The following is a 16,607-nucleotide window of genomic DNA, read 5'->3' on the forward strand; positions in this document are numbered from 1 at the left end:
ATTGGTGGTTCGGAGCGGACAGTAATGAGGTTTGGTCATGTAGACAAGGCCGGGTGCGTGTCGGTCATCCGATTCGGTCTCGGAGAGACGACTTCCTCGTCGCAGGTTTGCCGGTCCATCCACAGGGTTCGTGAACTAAGGTTAGCCTTGCCTCAGTGTGACTGCGGGGGCAAACTTCGACCAGAGACAGCCGTGCGCACCGACAAAACATACGATGCATTCCCGCCCGCAAGGATATGCGCGGTAGAACCACTGAGGAGCACCCGACGCGACCCGGTGGGCGGTCTTGAGGCCCTCCGACTCCTCTCCGGCGATCCGTCCGCGACTGCCCTCGTGACCGCGAATGGAACCATAAACTACGCCGAACTGGACGAACTTGTCCGTGACCGGCGTGAATTATTGGGAGACGGCCGCCGACTCGTCATGGTGTCGTGCGCGAACGCCCTGGAGCCCCTGGTGACTTATCTCGCCGCGCTCGCGGCGGGGCATCCAGTTCTCCTCGTCGCAGGCGACGGGGACGAGCCGAGCCAGGAGCGGAACAGGAACGGGCTCCTTGAGCGTTACGACCCCGACGTGGTTTTGGCGCCCGTCGGCGGCGAATGGCGTCTGGATGAGCGACGCGAGGGAAGCCGGCACACGTTGCACCCTGAGCTGGCACTGCTGCTCAGCACCTCGGGCTCGACAGGATCGCCGAAACTCGTTCGGCTGTCACGCGAGAATGTGCGCAGCAACGCGAGAAGCATCGCCGACTACCTCGCCCTGACCGAGCAGGACCGGGCGGCCACAACCCTGCCGATGCACTACTGCTACGGCCTCTCAGTCGTGAACAGCCACCTGATCTCCGGGGCGAGCCTGCTCCTCACCGAGCGTTCTGTGGTCGAGTCTGCATTCTGGAACGAGTTCGACGCGGCAGGGGCCACCTCCTTCGCCGGCGTTCCCTACACCTTCGACCTTCTCGATTCGACCGGATTCGCTGGGCGCCAACATTCGAGCCTGCGCTACATCACTCAGGCCGGCGGCCGGCTCGGCCCCGACCGGGTGCGCGATTACGCCCGGCTGGGGCAAGAACGTGGATTCGACTTCGTCGTCATGTACGGACAGACAGAGGCGACCGCACGGATGGCCTACCTGCCGCCGGAGTTGGCGGCGACCCGGCCTGAATCCATCGGAATCCCGATACCGGGCGGGCAGTTCCGCATCGACGACGCCGACGAGCACTCGGTCGGTAACCTCGTGTACACCGGGCCGAACGTCATGATGGGATACGCGGAGAGCCCGGAGGAACTCGCCGCTGGACCGACAGTGGGGGATCTGCGCACCGGCGATCTAGCCCGCCAGCACGACGACGGACTCTTCGAAATCGTCGGGCGGAGCAGTCGCTTCGTCAAGATATACGGCCTGCGGATCGACCTCGACCGGGTCGAACGGCTCCTTGACGACGACGGTGTCGAAGCGAGGGCGGTGAACCTTGAGGAACGCCTTGTGGTCTTCGTGCGAGAGCGGTGGGCCCTCGGGCTCGTCGCGCCGATCGTCGCGGAGGCGCTTGGCTTGCCCGATCACATCGTCCGGGTGCACCTTGTCGAGGAGTTCCCCCTGACGTCCAGCGGCAAGCCAGACACCGCGAGCCTGCTTCGGGAGGCGGCGGACCTCGAGCGAGAAGTCCCGCTGGTGGATCGCAGAGGGACCGTGACGGCGGAAAATATTCGGGCGCTCTACTCAACCCTCCTTGACCGTCCGGACGCGGTCCTGGACGACAGCTTCGTCGCGCTGCACGGCGACTCGCTCAGCTACGTCGAGGTCTCGGTGCGGCTCGAGCAGATGCTCGGCACGCTCCCCAGGGACTGGCCCGCGAAATCGGCCCGGGAGTTGGCGAGCCGCCGAACCGCACCGTCCGGGGCGCGACCCCGACGGTCGCTGGCGCGCATGGAGACATCCGTAGTGCTGCGGGCTATCGCCATCGCGCTCATCACGGGGACGCACGCCAACCTCTTCCAGATGCAGGGCGGTGCTCACCTGCTGCTCGGAATCCTGGGCTATAACCTGGCCCGATTCCAGTTCGCCGATGTACCTCGGCCGGTACGGCTCGGGAAGCTTCTGCGCAGCGCCGTCCAGATCTTCGTCCCGGCCGTGCTGTGGATCGGTGGAGTTGCCCTGATCGGAGGGATGTACGAACCCGCGACGGTCTTCATGCTGCACAACCTGCTCGGCGGCGACGAACGCTGGACGGTGCAATGGCAGTACTGGTTCCTGGAATCCGTCGTGTGGACGATCCTTGGCCTTGCGCTTCTCTTCTGCGTGCCCCAGCTCGACCGGATCGAGCGCCGATACCCCTTCGTCTTCGCGGCGTCCTTCTTTGCGGGGGCGCTTCTGCTTCGTCTGCTGCTGACCGGAGGGGTCGAGGCAGGGCCGACCGAACGTTATTCGCTGCCGTTCGTGCTCTGGCTCATCACTCTCGGCTGGCTCATCGCGCGTTCCACGGACGTCACTCGGCGGGTGCTGAGCTCTGCGCTCGTCGTGCTCTCCGTTCCGGGCTTCTTCGGCGACCCGGCCCGCGAGGCGATCACGATTGCGGGACTGCTTCTTCTCCTCTGGATTCCGGCCGTCCCCGTCCCGCGGATTCTGGTGTCGGTGCTGAGCGTCACGGCCTCGGCATCGTTGTTCGTATATCTCGTCCATTGGCAGGTCTTCCCGCTTTTCGGGGACGACGTACCGCTGCTCGCCACCCTTGCCTCCTTCGCGGTGGGTATCCTCGCCTGGCGAGGATATTCCGCACTGAGCGCTTGGTGGACCCGTCATCCCGCGGTCGCAACCCGCACGCTTGTGGCCAATGTATTCGCGACAAGAACGTCGGCCGGTCGCCGGCGGTGAGGTTGGGCTGGATGAGCGGGGCATAGTTCGGGGTGAGGTCGGGTGCGGTTAGGAACGCGGGAGACGCCGTCCCCCGATGAGCAGCCAGAAGATCATGGCGGTCTCGCCCACGAAGCCGAACAGGCCGAAGGTCGGGGTGAAGGCGGGTGCCACCACCAGGCCGATGAGGTCGGCAATGTAACCGATGCTGGCGAGACCGATCAGGATTCCAAAGACCTTCGGCATGAAGCCCGAGCGGATCGACAGGTAGGCGATCAGGAGGAGATGCACCCCGAACAGGCCCAGGGCGGTGGTCCAGATCGACGAGAACGACTCGATGTCGGCCAGCGCGGCTTCCGGAGTGTCGAGGTTGGTGAAGGCGACCACGAGCCGGCTGAGAGCGACCATGAACCACCCGGCGAAAGCGATTCTGATCAACCCGGCACCAGCGGAGACGACACGGCTGACGGGCTTGAAGAGCGCGTAGGTGCCGGCGGCGGCGACGACGTCCAGCACGACGACGACACACAGCGCGCCGATCCCGGCGAGCCACAGCGCCGGCGAGGCGGAAATGGCATCGGTCGTCTTTTCCGCATCACCGGCGGTCACGAGGCTGTTGACGGCGATGAAATAACCAAAGATCGAGAGGAACACCATGGCCGTGAGGGCGGTGCCCGTTACGAGCGCTCCGGTCCGCTGTGACCAGCGGAAGGGGTTGAGGGTGGCAGCCGGCGCCGTGGCGCTGGGGGCGGGGTGGAGGTGAGTGGTCATGGCTCGTATCCTTACTGTATCTGTGGCTAGAACTTACGACGTATGTTTATGATGTAAGTAAAATATATGTACGTGGTAAGGTTTGTCAACGAATATGAGTGCAGGAGAGAGACTTGGCAGCAGCACGTGAAGCAGCACCCGCACCCCGAGCTCGTTTGAACCGCGAGCGGGTGATCGCCACCGCCGTTCGCCTTGCCGACGCGGAGGGGCTTGAAGCCCTCACGATGCGGCGTCTGGGCGAGGATCTGAACGTGAAGGCCATGTCGATCTATAACCACGTGGCCAACAAGGATGACCTCATCAACGCCATGGCCGATGCGATCTTCGGCGAGATCGAATTGCCGTCACACAGCGATGAGTGGAAGCCGGCAATCCGAAAGCGCTCGATCTCATTCCGGGATGTCCTCGCCCGTCATGCCTGGGCTACGACCGTTCGTGACTCCGGAACGAACCCGGGACCGGGCACCCTCCGCCACCACGACCGGGTGATCGGAACCTTCCGCAACGGCGGTTTCTCGGTTGAGAAGACGGCCCACGCTTTCTCCGCTGTCGACAGCTATATCTACGGGTTCGCGATGCAGGAGAAGAGCCTGCCCTTCACCACGCCGGACGAGACGGCAGCGATGGCCGCGATCATGCTGGCGCAGCTGACCACAAGCGAGTACCCGTACCTGGCTGAACTCACGGCCGACCACGTCTTGAAGCCCGGATACTCCTATGGGGATGAATTCCTGGTCGGGCTCGACCTCATACTCGACGGACTCGAGACTCTGCGAGACACCGACTCGGCCTGTGAATGAATGAGGGCGTCATGAGACACACGTGACGGGCACCCATCGACATTCCACGCGGCATCCGCGCCCCGGCCGTCACCTACACGGTGGTGGCGTCATCGACCTGGCCGACGAGCTCCTCGATGATGTCCTCGAGGAACAGAACGCCCGTGGCGACTCCGTCAGCGTCGAACGATGTGGCGACATGCGCGCCGAGGCGCCGCATCGACGCCAGGGCATCTTCGAGCTCGCTGCCCCGGAACACGGAGGCCAGGCGACGGATGCGTTTGGCCGGCACCGGCTCCGTGAACGTGCTCCCGGAGGTGAGGTTCATCACGTCTTTCAGATGCAGGTAGCCCGTGGGCTGCCCGTCGACGTCAGTGAGGATGTACCGGGAGTAGCCGTGCTGGGCGACGGCCTGCTGGATGTCGGCGGGTGACGCGGATGCCGGCAGGCAGACCATTGCGCCGATCGGCACCTCCACGTCGGAGACTCGCTTCAAGGTGAACTCGAACGCGGCGGAGAGGGTGCCCGAAGCATCCGTCAGCAGGCCCTCTCGGGTGGACTGCTCCACGATGCCGGCCACCTCGTCGAGGGTGAACGCGCTGGTCGCCTCATTCTTCGGCTGCACCTTGAACAGGCGCAGCATGCCGTTCGCCAGCCAGTTCAGGCTGACGATCACCGGGCTGAAGATGCGGGCGACGACGACGAGCGGCGGCGCCAGGATGAGCGCGGCGCGGTCGGGCACGGAGAAGGAGATGTTCTTGGGCACCATCTCGCCGAACACCACGTGCAGGAACGTCACGAGCGCGAGTGCGATGGCGAAGGCGATCACGCTGATCGCGCCCTCAGAGAGTCCGGTCAGGGCCAGCGGGTACTCCAACAGGCCGTGGATGGCCGGCTCGGACACGTTCAGGATCAGCAGCGAACACACGGTGATGCCCAACTGGCTGGTCGCCAGCATCAGGGTCGCGTGTTCCATCGCCCAGAGGGTGGTCTTCGCCGCCTTGTTGCCGCGGGCGGCGAGCGGCTCGATCTGGGACCGGCGGGCCGAGATCACGGCGAACTCGGCGCCCACGAAGAACGCGTTGACGGTCAACAACACGACGAGCCAGATCAGGCCCGGCCAGTACTCACTCATGGGCCAGGTCCTTCTGGATTCGCGTGACGATGCGGTCGTGTCTGGTGGCCAGGCTCGGATCGTGCTCGGGGTCTTCCGGGGTGTAGCGCACGCGCTGAACCTGCACGCCATCGACTCGGTCGATCCGCAGGATGCCCCCGTCGACGGGGACCTCGTCGCCGAGCTCGGGAATGCGGTCGAGCTGATCGGCGATGAAGCCCGCGACGGTCTCGTAGTCGCCGTCCTCGGGCACCGTGACGCCCGAACGATCGAACAGCTCGTCCGGCCGCCAGCCGGCGTCGAACACCACGGAACGCCCCGAACGTATGACGCCGGCTTTCGCCCGGTCATGCTCGTCTTCCAGCTCGCCCACAAGTTCTTCGACGAGGTCCTCGAGAGTGACGATGCCCGCCGTTCCGCCGTATTCGTCCGCGACGACCGCGATCTGGAAGCCCTGCCTGCGCAGCAGGCCCAGGAGCGTGTCGACGGCCATCGACTCGGGCACACGCAGTGCCTCCACCTTCAGCTCGTCGGCGGTGACCCGGTCGCGTTGCGTCAGCTCGACGGCGAAGGCCGCCTTGACGTGGAGCACCCCGACGATGTCGTCGGAATCCCTGTCGATCACGGGGAAGCGGGAGTAGCCGGTGGCCGTGGACAGGGCCAGGATGCTCTCGGCAGAGTCTGTGACCTTGACCGAGGACATCCGTACCCGGGGCGTCATGACGTCGTCGACCGTGTGGTCGGCAAAGCGCAGGGTGCGGTGCAGCATGGCCGCGTGGTCGTTGTCGAGCACGCCTTCCGTCGCCGACCGGCGCACGAGGAAGCTGAGTTCTTCGGCGCTTCGGGCACCCGAGAGTTCCTCTTTCGGCTCGATGCCGACCAGGCGGATCAGAGCGTTGGCGGTGTTGTTGAACAGCAGGATGACGGGCTTGAACACGGCGGTGAACAGGGCCTGCGGGGGCACCACGATCTTTGCCGTGGCCAGCGGCACGGCCAGGGCGAAGTTCTTCGGCACGAGCTCGCCGATCACCATGGAGAACAGGGTGGCCAGCGAAATGGCGGTGATGGTGCCGAGCAGCGGCACGAGTCCTTCGGGCACGCCGGCGCCCGTGAGCGGCCCGGTCAACAGCGAGCTGATGGCGGGCTCGAAGGTGAACCCGGTCAGCAGGGTGGTCAGCGTGATGCCGAGCTGCGCGCTGGACAGGTGCGTGGAGGTGATCTTCAGGGCCTTGATGGTCGGGCCGAGGCGTTTCTCGCCGCGTTCCTGCCGGGCCTCGAGCTCGTTGCGGTTCAAGGTGACCAGGGAGAATTCGGCGGCGACGAAGATGCCCGTTCCGACGGTGAGGAGAAGCCCGACCCCCACCATCGCCCACTCAAACAGCATGTGGCCCTCTCAGATTCGGGCGCAGGATGTCGAGGTGTGGCTGGATGGGCGAGGGTTTATCGGGGTCCATGAGGAGATCAAGACTATCGGGCGGTGCCCGGTTGTGGCTGGGAAACTGTCGGTTCCGGCCGCCCCAAGCTCGTCGAATAGGCGGTGTTCTGGTCGGCTTCTCCATCATCCGATTCGTGATCCTGGTGGGTTATCTCGCCGAGCTCCGCGGCACCATCGGCGTTGGCGCCGGGCTGGCCATCAACCGGGTGTCCTTTCACGCTCCGATGGGTGAAGCCGTGCCGGCTGCGGCTGCTCCGGGCGTTCGGTATGGCGTTGCACGGGGAGCGCCTGCACGAGGCGGGTTCGGGGCGCGAACGCGGAGCTGCTTGCCCCGATCTAGCGGCCGGCCGGCCGATGGCTGAGCACGACATCGATCGCTCGAAGCCGAACACGGCTCCGGAGCACAAAGCGAGGGAAGGCCGGCCGAGCTGAGTCCGAGGCCCTGCGCCTCGTTCCGCCGTCGATGAACCGAGGCTACTCGGTGCGGTCGGCTCGATGCGGCGGGAGACGGTGCCGGAGGTCGCTGGGCGCGCGTGTGGCGATCCTGTGGCGCCCCCCCCGGGGTACGGAAGGCATTGTGCGAGTATCGCCGCCGCGCTCGCCCGCGCCGTCGCCGGCACGTTTCCGGCTCGGTGCGCCGGTTAGAAGATCATCGGGCGGTCGTCGTCCTCGCCCTCGAGGGCCAGCTCCACGACCACGGGAACGTGGTCGCTCGGCGCATCACCCTTGCGCTCATTGCGGTGGATGCTCGCCGCGGTCACCAGTTCCGCGAACGCAGGGGAGCCGAGGATGAAGTCGATCCGCATGCCCTCGTTGCGGGGGAACCGCAGCTGTTTGTAATCCCAGAAGGTGTAACCCTCCGGAGCCAGCGGGCGCACCACATCGAGGATGCCCTCTGCCTCGAACGCGCGGAACGCGGTTCGCTCGGGCTCGGAGATGTGAGTGGATTCGCCGGGAACGAAGCTCGGGTCACCCATGTCACGCTCGAACGGGGCCACGTTCCAGTCGCCCATCAGTGCGAGGGCCAGGTGCGGGTCGCGAGCCAGTTCGTCCCGGGCGTGCGCGCGCAGGCGCTCCAGCCAGTCCAGCTTGTAGGCGAAGTGCGGGTCGTCGATGCCGCGTCCGTTCGGAACGTACAGGCTCCACAACCTCAGGTCCTCCACCGTGACGCCGAGCGCCCGGGCCTCGAGCGGGAGGCCGGGACCCTCCTGGCCCTTCAGAAAGCCGGGCATGCCGGGGAAGCCGGTGGCGACATCCGTCATCTCGTGGCGACTGGCGAACGCGACGCCGTTCCACTGGCTGAGGCCGTGGACGGCCAGCTCGTAGCCGGCGTCCTCGAACGCCTGCGCCGGGAACTGCTCGGGCTTGCACTTGATCTCCTGCATCGCGAGCACGTCGATGTCTTCGCGCACCATCCAGTCGACGACCCGGCCGACTCGGGCACGGATGGAGTTGACGTTCCAGGTGGCGATGCGCATGCTTCCAGCCTATTTGACGGATGCCCGGTGACGGATGCGCTGTGACGGATGCCCCCTGACGGATGCCGCTCGGGCGTTTCCGGGTGGGGAGGGGAGTTCTCGGAGCCGGGAGTGACAGGATCGAACCACAACGAAAGACAGGGCGGTACCCATGACGGATTTGCAGATCGGCTACGCGGCGATGCTGGAGCAGTTCGCTCCCGCGGAGGCGGTGGCCCTGTCGGCCTACGCCGAGGAACACGGGTTCACCGGGGTGATGGCGGCCGACCACTTCCAACCGTGGGTGCCCGCCCAGGGTGAGTCCTCGTTCGTCTGGAGCGTGCTCGCGGCGATCGGTGAGCGCACGAAGGGGGACCTCGGCCCCGGCGTCACCGCGCCCACCTTCCGGTGGCATCCGGCGATGGTGGCGCAGGCCTCCGCGACGCTCGCCTCGATGTACCCCGGCCGGCACTGGCTCGGCCTCGGCTCCGGCGAAGCACTGAACGAGCACATCGTCGGCCAGTATTGGCCGGAAGCCCCCGAGCGCATCAACCGCATGTTCGAGGCCATTGAGATCATCTCCAAGCTGTTCACCGCCTCCATCGCAGGCAAGGACGTCAAGCACTCCGGCCAGTTCTACAAGCTCGAGTCGACCCGGCTCTGGACCATGCCCGAGGTGGCCCCGGAGATTCTCGTCGCCACCGCCGGCCCGGTCACGGCCAAGCGCGCCGGGCGTCACGCCGACGGCCTGATCACGGTCGGAGCCCCGCTGGAAAAGATCTCGATGCTGTTCGGCAAGTTCGACGACGGCGCCCGGGATGGCGGCAAGGACCCGGCCGCTATGCCCAAGGTGCTGCAGCTGCACATGAGCTGGGCCGAAACCGACGAGGAGGCCATGCGGAACGCCCTGGTCGAGTGGCCGAACGGCGGGATGAAGTTCCCGAAGGGGGATATCCGTTCACCGTTCGAATTCGAGCAGATCGCCAAACTCGTTCGCCCCGAGGACTTCGAGGGCCGCATGATCATCTCGGCCGACCCCGACGACCACCGGGCCTACATCCAGAAGTTCGTCGACCTCGGCTTCGACCGCATCTATCTGCACAACGTGGGCCGCAACCAGCGCCAGTGGATCGACGTTTTCGGCGCATCCGTGCTGCCGAAGCTCGTGCGCTAGTGGTGCCAGAACCAACCGGCCTGCACGTTTTCGTGCTGGAGGGCATCGGTGAAGTCGGGGCCGGCGCAGACCTCGCTGCGCTCATCGCCGACGCGGCAGGCAACCGCCTGCGCGACGGCGACATTCTCGCGGTGACAAGCAAGATCGTGTCCAAGGCCGAGGGCCGCCAGATGCGGGCGGCCGATCGGGAGCAGGCGATCACCGACGAGACGGTGCGGGTCGTCGCGACCCGCGCCTTTCCCGGTGGGATGACGCGGATCGTCGAGAACCGCCAGGGCCTGGTGATGGCCGCGGCCGGCGTCGACGCGAGCAACACCCCTGACGGGTTCGTGCTGCTCCTTCCCGACGATCCGGATGCTTCCGCGCGCGCCCTCTGCACAGCCCTCCACGAACGCACCAGCCTGCGGCTCGGCGTGCTGATCACCGACACCGTCGGGCGCCCGTGGCGTGAGGGCCAGACCGACATCGCGATCGGCGCCGCCGGAGTCACGGTTCTCGACGACCTGCGCGGCACGACCGATGCGACCGGTCGGCGCCTCGACGTGACCGTCGCCGCGGTCGCCGATGAGATCGCCGGCGCGGCCGATTTGGTGAAGGGCAAGACCAGCGGCAACCCGGTCGCTGTCGTGCGCGGGCTCCGTCGCCTCGTGGGCGAGCCCGACGAAGCGGATGCGCGCGGAGCGACCCGGCTGCTGCGGCCGAGCGAGAACGACATGTTCCGGCTGGGGAGCGCCGAGGCGCACGCCGAGGGTTTCTCGGAAGGGTACGCGGCGGGGCTGGCCGCTGCCGCCGTCGACGCGGCATCCGTCGTTTCCGTCACCGAATGAGCTGGGTGGCGATCGTGCCCGTCAAGGGTAACCCCGGGGCGAAGAGCCGGCTGGGCAAGCGGCCCGATCGGGCCGGGCTGGCGGATGCCTTCGCTCTCGACACGGTCGCGGCCCTGCTGGCGGCGAACGGTGTCGACCGGGTGCTGGTCGTCACGGGCGACGGTGAACTGTCGGGTCGGCTGGCCGAGCTCGGGGTCGACATCGTACGCGAGGCCCCGGCGCGCGAATCGATCCTGCCCGCGGACCCGTTGAACGCGGCAATCCGGCAGGGGCTGATGGTTGCCCGCGGGGCATTTCCGGAGGCGAACCTGGCCGTGCTGACCGGCGATCTGCCGGCGCTGACGCCCGCGGATGTCGAGCGCACTCTGCACCTCGCCGCCGCGCACGATCGCAGTTTGGTGCCCGACGCGGCCGGAACCGGAACCACGACTCTGCTCGCGCTCGCCGGAATCCTGATCGAGCCTCGGTTCGGGGTTGGGTCTCGGGCGGCCCATGAGGCCGCCGGCCATGTGCCGCTCCTGCTGGCGGCATCCGTTTCAATCCGTCACGACGTCGATACCGCCGCCGACCTTGCGGTGGCGCAGCGGCTCGGCGTCGGGCCGCACACCCTCCGGGTCGTCGAGGCCCCGGGGTCGGCCGCCGCCCGCTGATCGGCGCGTCGCTACAGTCGGAGATTTTTCGCACAACGCCGGGTGAGCGGGCGCCGCGAACGGCGTGTCGCGAAAATCTTCGAGGCTACGTGTCCGCCCACTGCCGCTCAGACGAAGGAGAAGGTGCCGCGAGCGAGGGCGACCGCGTCCGCCGCGAGCCGCATGGTTGTCGCGGCATCCCGCATCCAGAGCGGCACGGCGACCGAATGGATGCCGGCGGCCGCCAGCGCCGGCAGCGCGCCGGCATCCGTCTCGTCCACCAGCCACCCGTCGAGCACGCCGCCCGCGGCGCGGGAGCCGTAGTGCAGGCCCACGGCCTCGGCCGAAGTCTCGACGCCGATGGTGTGCAGGCAGGCGTCGGCCATGCCGCGCACGGCCGCGCCCGCGATGATCGGCGAGACGCCGACCACCGCGGCGGCGCTGGAACGCAGGGCGTCCCGGATACCCGGTACGGCGAGGATCGTGCCGACCGAGACGACCGGGTTCGACGGCGGCAGGATCACCAGGTCCGCCGTCAGGATGGCGTCGACGACACCCGGCGCGGGCACGGCGGCCTCACGTCCGACCTGCACGAACTCGGTCACCGGGACGCCGGCGCGGTAGCGCACCCACCACTCCTCGAAGTGGATCAGCTCGCCGGCCCGGTGCTCATCGGCATCCATAGCCAGTCGGGCATGTGTCTCGACGGGGATGTCGCTCATCGGCAGCAGGCGCGCCCCGGGCTGCCAGCGGCGGCAGAGGAACTCGGTGGCCTCGCTCAGCGTGGAGCCGTTCCGGAGCAGGTCGCTGCGCACGATGTGGGTGGCCAGATCCAGGTCGCCGAGCGTGAACCAGGACCAGCCGCGCCCGTAGGCGGCGATCTCAGCGGAGGCGCGGCGGGACTCCTCGGGCCGCCCCCAGCCCTGTTCCTCGTTGATGCCTCCGCCGAGGGTGTACATCACGGTGTCGAGGTCTGGGCAGATGCGCAGCCCGTCCAGCCACATGTCATCGCCCGTGTTCACGATCACCGTCACCGTCGCCTCCGGCTCGGTTGCCGCCAGGTGCTTCAGCAGCCCGCGGGTGAACCGGGCGCCGCCGATGCCGCCGGCCAGAACAGTGATGGTCGTCATCGGTGCGCTCTTTCGTGCTGGGTGACTTCGGGTTCACGGGGAGGCGGGAAGGCCGGAATCGGTGTGGATGGAGAGAACATGATCACCGGATGCCCGCCGCGCGGATGGGGGATCACGTCGCAGTCCACGCCGTAAACCTCCGCGATGGTCGCCGGCCGCAACACCGCCTCGGGGGTTCCGGCCGCGACCAGTCGCCCGTGGTGCAGCAGCAGGATCTGGTCGCAGAACGCGGCGGCCAGATTCAGGTCGTGCAGGGCCATGATCGCGGTCAGGCCCGTGCCGGCCGCGCCCGCGCAGAGCCCGCGCACCTGCCCGAGCAGTCCGAGCTGGGCGCTCACATCGAGGTGGTTGTTCGGCTCGTCCAGCAGCAGCAGACTCGGCCGCTGCGCCAACGCTCGGGCGATCTGCGCGCGCTGCTGCTCGCCGCCGCTGAGCGTATGCCACGCCCGATCGGCGAGGTCGCTGCCGCCGACCACGGCGAGTGATTCCTCGGCCACCCGGTGGTCGTCGTCGTCGCCGAAGCTGCCGAGCACCCGGCTGCGGTGCGGGATCCGGCCGAGGAGCACGACCTCGCGCACCGTGAGGTCGACGCTGGGCGCGGCGTTCTGCTCGAGCAGCGCCACCCGCCGGGCGGTCTCGCGCCGCGACAGACCGGACCCTCTGCCGGAGCGCGCTCCGTCGAGTTCGACGCCGCCGGCATCCGGCGTTTCCAGCCCTGCGATCAGGCGCAACAGGGTGGACTTGCCGGCCCCGTTGGGTCCGAGCAGGCCGGTCACCGCGCCCGTGGGCACGACCGCCGACACATCGGTCAGAATCGGGGTGCCGTCGACCTGGAACGACACCCGGTCGAGGATCACGACCATGCGGCGGCCCTTCTGCTCTTGATCAGCACGATGAAGACGGGCACGCCGATCAGCGCGGTGATGATGCCCACGGGCAGCTCGCGCGGGTCGAACACCGTGCGGGCGACCGTGTCGGCCACGATCAGGAACAGGGCGCCGAGCACCACGGTCAGCGGCAGCAGGCGGCGGTGGCCGGGCCCGCTCAGGCCGCGCACCAGGTGCGGCAGGATCAGGCCGACGAAGCCGATGGCCCCGCTCACGGCCACCATGGCGCCGGTCAGCAGCGCCACCGCGCCGAGCAGCATCCACCGGGTGCCGTTGACGTTGATGCCGAGGGATGCCGCGGCGGTGTCCCCGAAGGTGAATGCGTCCAGACGGGTGGCCGAGAGCACGATCCCGGCGCCGACCACCACGAGGGCGGTGCCCGAGATGACGACGCTCGACCACGAGCTGCCGGCCAGCGAGCCCAGCAGCCAGTTGAGGATCTCCCGGTAGGAGTCGCCCTTGGCTGCCCAGAAGATGATGAAGGACGTGCCGGCCGCACCCAGTTGCGCAATGGCCAGGCCCGAGAGCACCGCCCGCCCGGGCGTGATCGTGTTGCCGACCCGCGCGATGCTGAGCGTGGCGACGAGGGCTGCCAACGCGCCGAGGAACGCCGCGGCCGGCAGCGCCACCGCGACGCCGAGAACGATCACACAGACCGCGCCGAGAGAGGCCCCGCTCGACAGCCCGAGCAGGTAGGGGTCCGCCAGCGGGTTGCGAGTCACCGACTGCATCACCGCGCCGCAGAGCGCGAGCCCCGCGCCGACCGCGGCCGCCGTCAGCACGCGCGGCAGGCGCAGCTGCCACACGATCGAGTCGGTCAGCGGCGCCACCCCGGCGGCGCCCGGCAGGCCGAGGTGCCCGGCGAGGCTCGCGGCGACATCCGTCAGGCTCACGTCGGCCGGACCGATGGTCACGGCCAGCCCCGCCGTGAGCACGAGGGCCAGGACCGACAGGGCGAGCCAGCCCAGGTAGCGCGCGCGCCCGGCCACGCGACGGCTCTGGGCCGCCGTGCGTTCCGGCTGCTGCAGCTCCACCCGATCCACCCGATCCACCTGCCTCGCCTGTTCCGTCGTGTCTGTCCTGGTGGTGCTGTCCTGGTGGTGCTGTCCTGTCGTGCGTCGTGCGTCCTGCTCTGGCGCCGGTCGCTAGCCGGCCGTCGTCTACTCGAGCGCGTCGAGCTGTTCGATGGTTGACGCGGCGGCGTCGACGTTGCGGATGCCGGCCTCGGTGGCCGCGAACGGCAGCACGATGTAGCGCTGGTTCTTCACGGCGTCGAGTTGCTGCGTGGCCGGGTTCGTCTCGAGGTTCGCGATCTTCGACTCCGCGGTGTTCCATATGGCGTCGACGAGCACGATCACGCCCGGGTTCGCCTCGATGACCGACTCCCACCCGACCGAGGTCCAGGTGTCCTGCACGTCGGCGAACACATTGGTCAGGCCTGCGGCCGCCATGATCATGTTGGGTGAGCCGATGCCGGCGCCCACGTAGGGCGTGTCGGTGCCGCTGGAATACCAGAGCGCGGTGGTGTCCGCGGCGGCGGGGTCAAGGGCCGCGAGGGTCTTCTGCTGGTCGGCGACCAGGTCGGCCGCGGCCTTTTCGGCGCCGAAGATCGCGCCGGCCTCGGTGATCTCGGCGAACACGGAGTCGAAAGTGAGCGGGTCAGGCATGTAGCCCTCACCCTTGCAGGCGGCGGGGGATACGTAGCTGCCGATGCCGAGGTCGGTGAGGCTCTGGCGTTCGCCCACGCCCTCGGCTGAGAAGTTGGACTCCCAGCCGCCGTAGACGAAGTCGGGCGTGAGTCCGAGCACGGCCTCCTGGCCGGGCACGAAGTCGCTGACCACGTTCAGATCGCCGCCAGCCTTTGCGAGGGATGCCGGCAGCGGGCCGTCGAGGAACGCCGAGCCCACGATGCGATCGCCGAGGTCCAGTGCGAGCAGCAGCTCTGTCGTCGACGACTTGATCGTCACGATCCGTTCGGGCGCCGCTTCCACGGTCACGTCGGTGCCGCAGTTGTCGATCGTGATCGGGTAGCCCCCACGCGTGCCGGCGCTCGCGCCCGGCGCGGCACTGGGCGCGGCGGCGGGACTCGCCGCAGCGCATCCGCTCGACAGCAGGGCAGCCGCAGCAACGACCACCAGCAGGGGCCCACGGAACAAACGTAATTGGGACATGTTACCGATCCGGTTCAGGGTTGCGAGAGCTGGTGAATCGTCGGTATGCGCGCGCCACAGCGACGATTCACCCGCTCTGGCGAGCACAGGGAGAACTGCGGGGCAGGAAGGGTGCGACCGAGCATGTGTCGGCGACCTGCCGCCCAAGTCGGGGCCGGCTCAACCGGTCAGAGCCAACCGGCGGTCTTCTTTCAGCCTAGGCCAGAACTCCGGCGCGGCCCATCCCGGGCGAGCGGGGCATGAGGCGACGGATGTCCGGCGCGCCCCGGATACTCGATGCGGCCAGTCTCCGGGCCGGGGTGAGTCAGTCTCGTCCTCCGCTTAGTTGAAGACCATTCCGCCGTCGACGAGAATCGACTGTCCAGTGATGTAGCCGGAGTCGGGGCCAGCCAGGAACGAAACGACCCCCGCGACCTCGGACGCTTCGGACAGGCGGGCGAGGGCGATGCCGTTCGTGAACTGATCCCAGCCCCACTCTTCCGACTGGCCCGCGTCGGCTGCCACCTTTTTCGCGAGCTCCTCCATGAGGGGCGTCTTCACGATGCCGGGAGCAAAGGTGTTGACCGTGATGCCGAATTGGGCCAGGTCCTTGGCGGCTGTCTGGGACAGGCCACGAATGGCGAACTTGGTGGCCGAGTACAACGCGATGCCGGGGTTCCCGACATGACCGGCCTGGGACGCAGCGCTGATGATCTTGCCACCGTGGCCGAGCTCTTTGAACGCCTTGGTGGCTGCCTGAATGCCCCACACCACGCCGTTGAAGTTGATGGAAAATATCTGTGCGATGCTTTCCTGGGTGATGTCATCGAGTGGAGACGTGGGGGCGATGCCGGCGTTGTTGACGATGACGTCGAAGCCGCCGAGCTCCGTGACGGCCTGCTCGACCGCGGCAAACACGCTGTCTCGGTCGGAGACATCGACGTGCAGCGCGAGTGCTCCGCCCTCCTTGCCTCCCAGGGAATCTGCAACTGCGCCCGCGGTCGCACGGTTCAGGTCGGCGATGGCGACCTTGAAGCCGTCAGCGTGGAGCCGCTCAGCAATGGCCTGACCAATTCCCTGTCCACCACCGGTAACGAGTGCGACTTTTCCGTTTTCTGTGCGTGCCATGGTGTGGATTCCAATCTCGATTATTCACAACCTGCCGGCGAGTCGATGACGTCATGTCAAAGCAGGACAGGAGTTTTACTGATCCGATACGCACGGCGCCAGCAGCGCGGCGCGCACCGAAAATTTCCGGCGTCGTCGCGGCGGATGAGTGGCCCCGACGGCGAGCCTCTCGGGGTGAACTGAGACGTCCCCGTTTTCTGTGTCGAAGTTGTCCGAGAACTCCAGCAGCGGACGAGGCATTACCCCCATTGTAGGCGCGATCGAGTGATACTCGGTCGG

At 67.6% G+C, this 16,607-nt stretch carries 14 protein-coding genes; 5 read left to right on the forward strand and 9 right to left on the reverse strand.

The genetic code is table 11. From position 1 onward, the window contains the following. Positions 1-24: 24 nt before the first annotated feature. The gene (locus E3O62_RS11465) at positions 25-2,868 is read left to right on the forward strand and encodes an AMP-binding protein (protein WP_134398581.1); all 2,844 of its coding nucleotides are present in this window, start codon (positions 25-27) and stop codon (positions 2,866-2,868) included. A 48-nt stretch (positions 2,869-2,916) separates the two neighbouring features. Here the strand turns inward: E3O62_RS11465 and E3O62_RS11470 are convergent, their stop codons facing one another. After that, the gene (locus E3O62_RS11470) at positions 2,917-3,618 is read right to left on the reverse strand and encodes a DUF4386 domain-containing protein (RefSeq protein ID WP_134398582.1); all 702 of its coding nucleotides are present in this window, start codon (positions 3,616-3,618) and stop codon (positions 2,917-2,919) included. 113 nt (positions 3,619-3,731) lie between these two features. On the opposite strand from E3O62_RS11470, the gene E3O62_RS11475 reads away from it, so the two are divergent. After that, a complete protein-coding gene (locus tag E3O62_RS11475) occupies positions 3,732-4,418 on the forward strand; it encodes a TetR/AcrR family transcriptional regulator (protein WP_198413788.1) in 687 nt (228 codons plus the stop codon). 73 nt (positions 4,419-4,491) lie between these two features. Here E3O62_RS11475 and E3O62_RS11480 read toward each other — a convergent pair whose 3' ends face one another. From E3O62_RS11480 to E3O62_RS11490, 3 genes are all read right to left on the reverse strand, one after another. Then, complete coding sequence (locus tag E3O62_RS11480) at positions 4,492-5,532, reverse strand: hemolysin family protein (protein WP_134398583.1); 1,041 nt, start codon at positions 5,530-5,532, stop codon at positions 4,492-4,494. Beyond that, positions 5,525-6,892, reverse strand: coding sequence for a hemolysin family protein (locus E3O62_RS11485; RefSeq protein WP_134398619.1), 1,368 nt, complete (start codon positions 6,890-6,892; stop codon positions 5,525-5,527). The genes E3O62_RS11480 and E3O62_RS11485 overlap by 8 nt, the downstream gene beginning before the upstream one ends. A 695-nt stretch (positions 6,893-7,587) precedes the next feature. After that, entirely contained in the window at positions 7,588-8,424 is an 837-nt protein-coding gene (locus tag E3O62_RS11490; RefSeq protein WP_134393644.1) for an exodeoxyribonuclease III, read from the reverse strand. Positions 8,425-8,575: 151 nt separating this feature from the next. Here E3O62_RS11490 and E3O62_RS11495 point away from each other — a divergent pair, with 151 nt between their 5' ends. The 3 genes from E3O62_RS11495 to cofC are packed head-to-tail and all read left to right on the forward strand — an operon-like array spanning position 8,576 to position 11,054. Further along, positions 8,576-9,577 (forward strand): TIGR03557 family F420-dependent LLM class oxidoreductase, encoded by a 1,002-nt coding sequence (locus E3O62_RS11495; protein WP_104194343.1) that lies wholly within the window; start codon positions 8,576-8,578, stop codon positions 9,575-9,577. A gap of 2 nt (positions 9,578-9,579) precedes the next feature. Next, positions 9,580-10,404, forward strand: a complete 825-nt coding sequence (cofE, locus tag E3O62_RS11500; protein ID WP_198413789.1) for a coenzyme F420-0:L-glutamate ligase — start codon at positions 9,580-9,582, stop codon at positions 10,402-10,404. Next, complete coding sequence (gene cofC / locus E3O62_RS11505; RefSeq protein ID WP_134393642.1) at positions 10,401-11,054, forward strand: 2-phospho-L-lactate guanylyltransferase; 654 nt, start codon at positions 10,401-10,403, stop codon at positions 11,052-11,054. Before cofE ends, cofC begins: the two co-directional genes overlap by 4 nt. Before the next feature lie 107 nt (positions 11,055-11,161). Here the strand turns inward: cofC and cofD are convergent, their stop codons facing one another. From cofD to E3O62_RS11530, 5 genes are all read right to left on the reverse strand, one after another. Further along, positions 11,162-12,163 carry a 2-phospho-L-lactate transferase gene (gene cofD, locus E3O62_RS11510; protein ID WP_134398584.1) on the reverse strand — a complete coding sequence of 334 codons (1,002 nt, stop codon included), beginning with the start codon at positions 12,161-12,163 and terminating at the stop codon, positions 11,162-11,164. After that, entirely contained in the window at positions 12,160-13,026 is an 867-nt protein-coding gene (locus E3O62_RS11515; protein ID WP_134398585.1) for an ABC transporter ATP-binding protein, read from the reverse strand. The genes cofD and E3O62_RS11515 overlap by 4 nt, the downstream gene beginning before the upstream one ends. Beyond that, entirely contained in the window at positions 13,017-14,039 is a 1,023-nt protein-coding gene (locus E3O62_RS11520) for a putative F420-0 ABC transporter permease subunit (RefSeq protein WP_134398621.1), read from the reverse strand. Before E3O62_RS11520 ends, E3O62_RS11515 begins: the two co-directional genes overlap by 10 nt. Positions 14,040-14,210: 171 nt before the next feature. Next, positions 14,211-15,221, reverse strand: a complete 1,011-nt coding sequence (locus tag E3O62_RS11525; RefSeq protein ID WP_134393639.1) for a putative F420-0 ABC transporter substrate-binding protein — start codon at positions 15,219-15,221, stop codon at positions 14,211-14,213. A gap of 321 nt (positions 15,222-15,542) precedes the next feature. Continuing rightward, positions 15,543-16,328 (reverse strand): (S)-acetoin forming diacetyl reductase, encoded by a 786-nt coding sequence (locus E3O62_RS11530; protein ID WP_134393638.1) that lies wholly within the window; start codon positions 16,326-16,328, stop codon positions 15,543-15,545. Between the last annotated feature and the right edge of the window lie 279 nt (positions 16,329-16,607).

The sequence above is a fragment of the Cryobacterium sp. TMT2-15-1 genome, from assembly GCF_004402345.1.
Classification (GTDB): domain Bacteria; phylum Actinomycetota; class Actinomycetes; order Actinomycetales; family Microbacteriaceae; genus Cryobacterium; species Cryobacterium sandaracinum.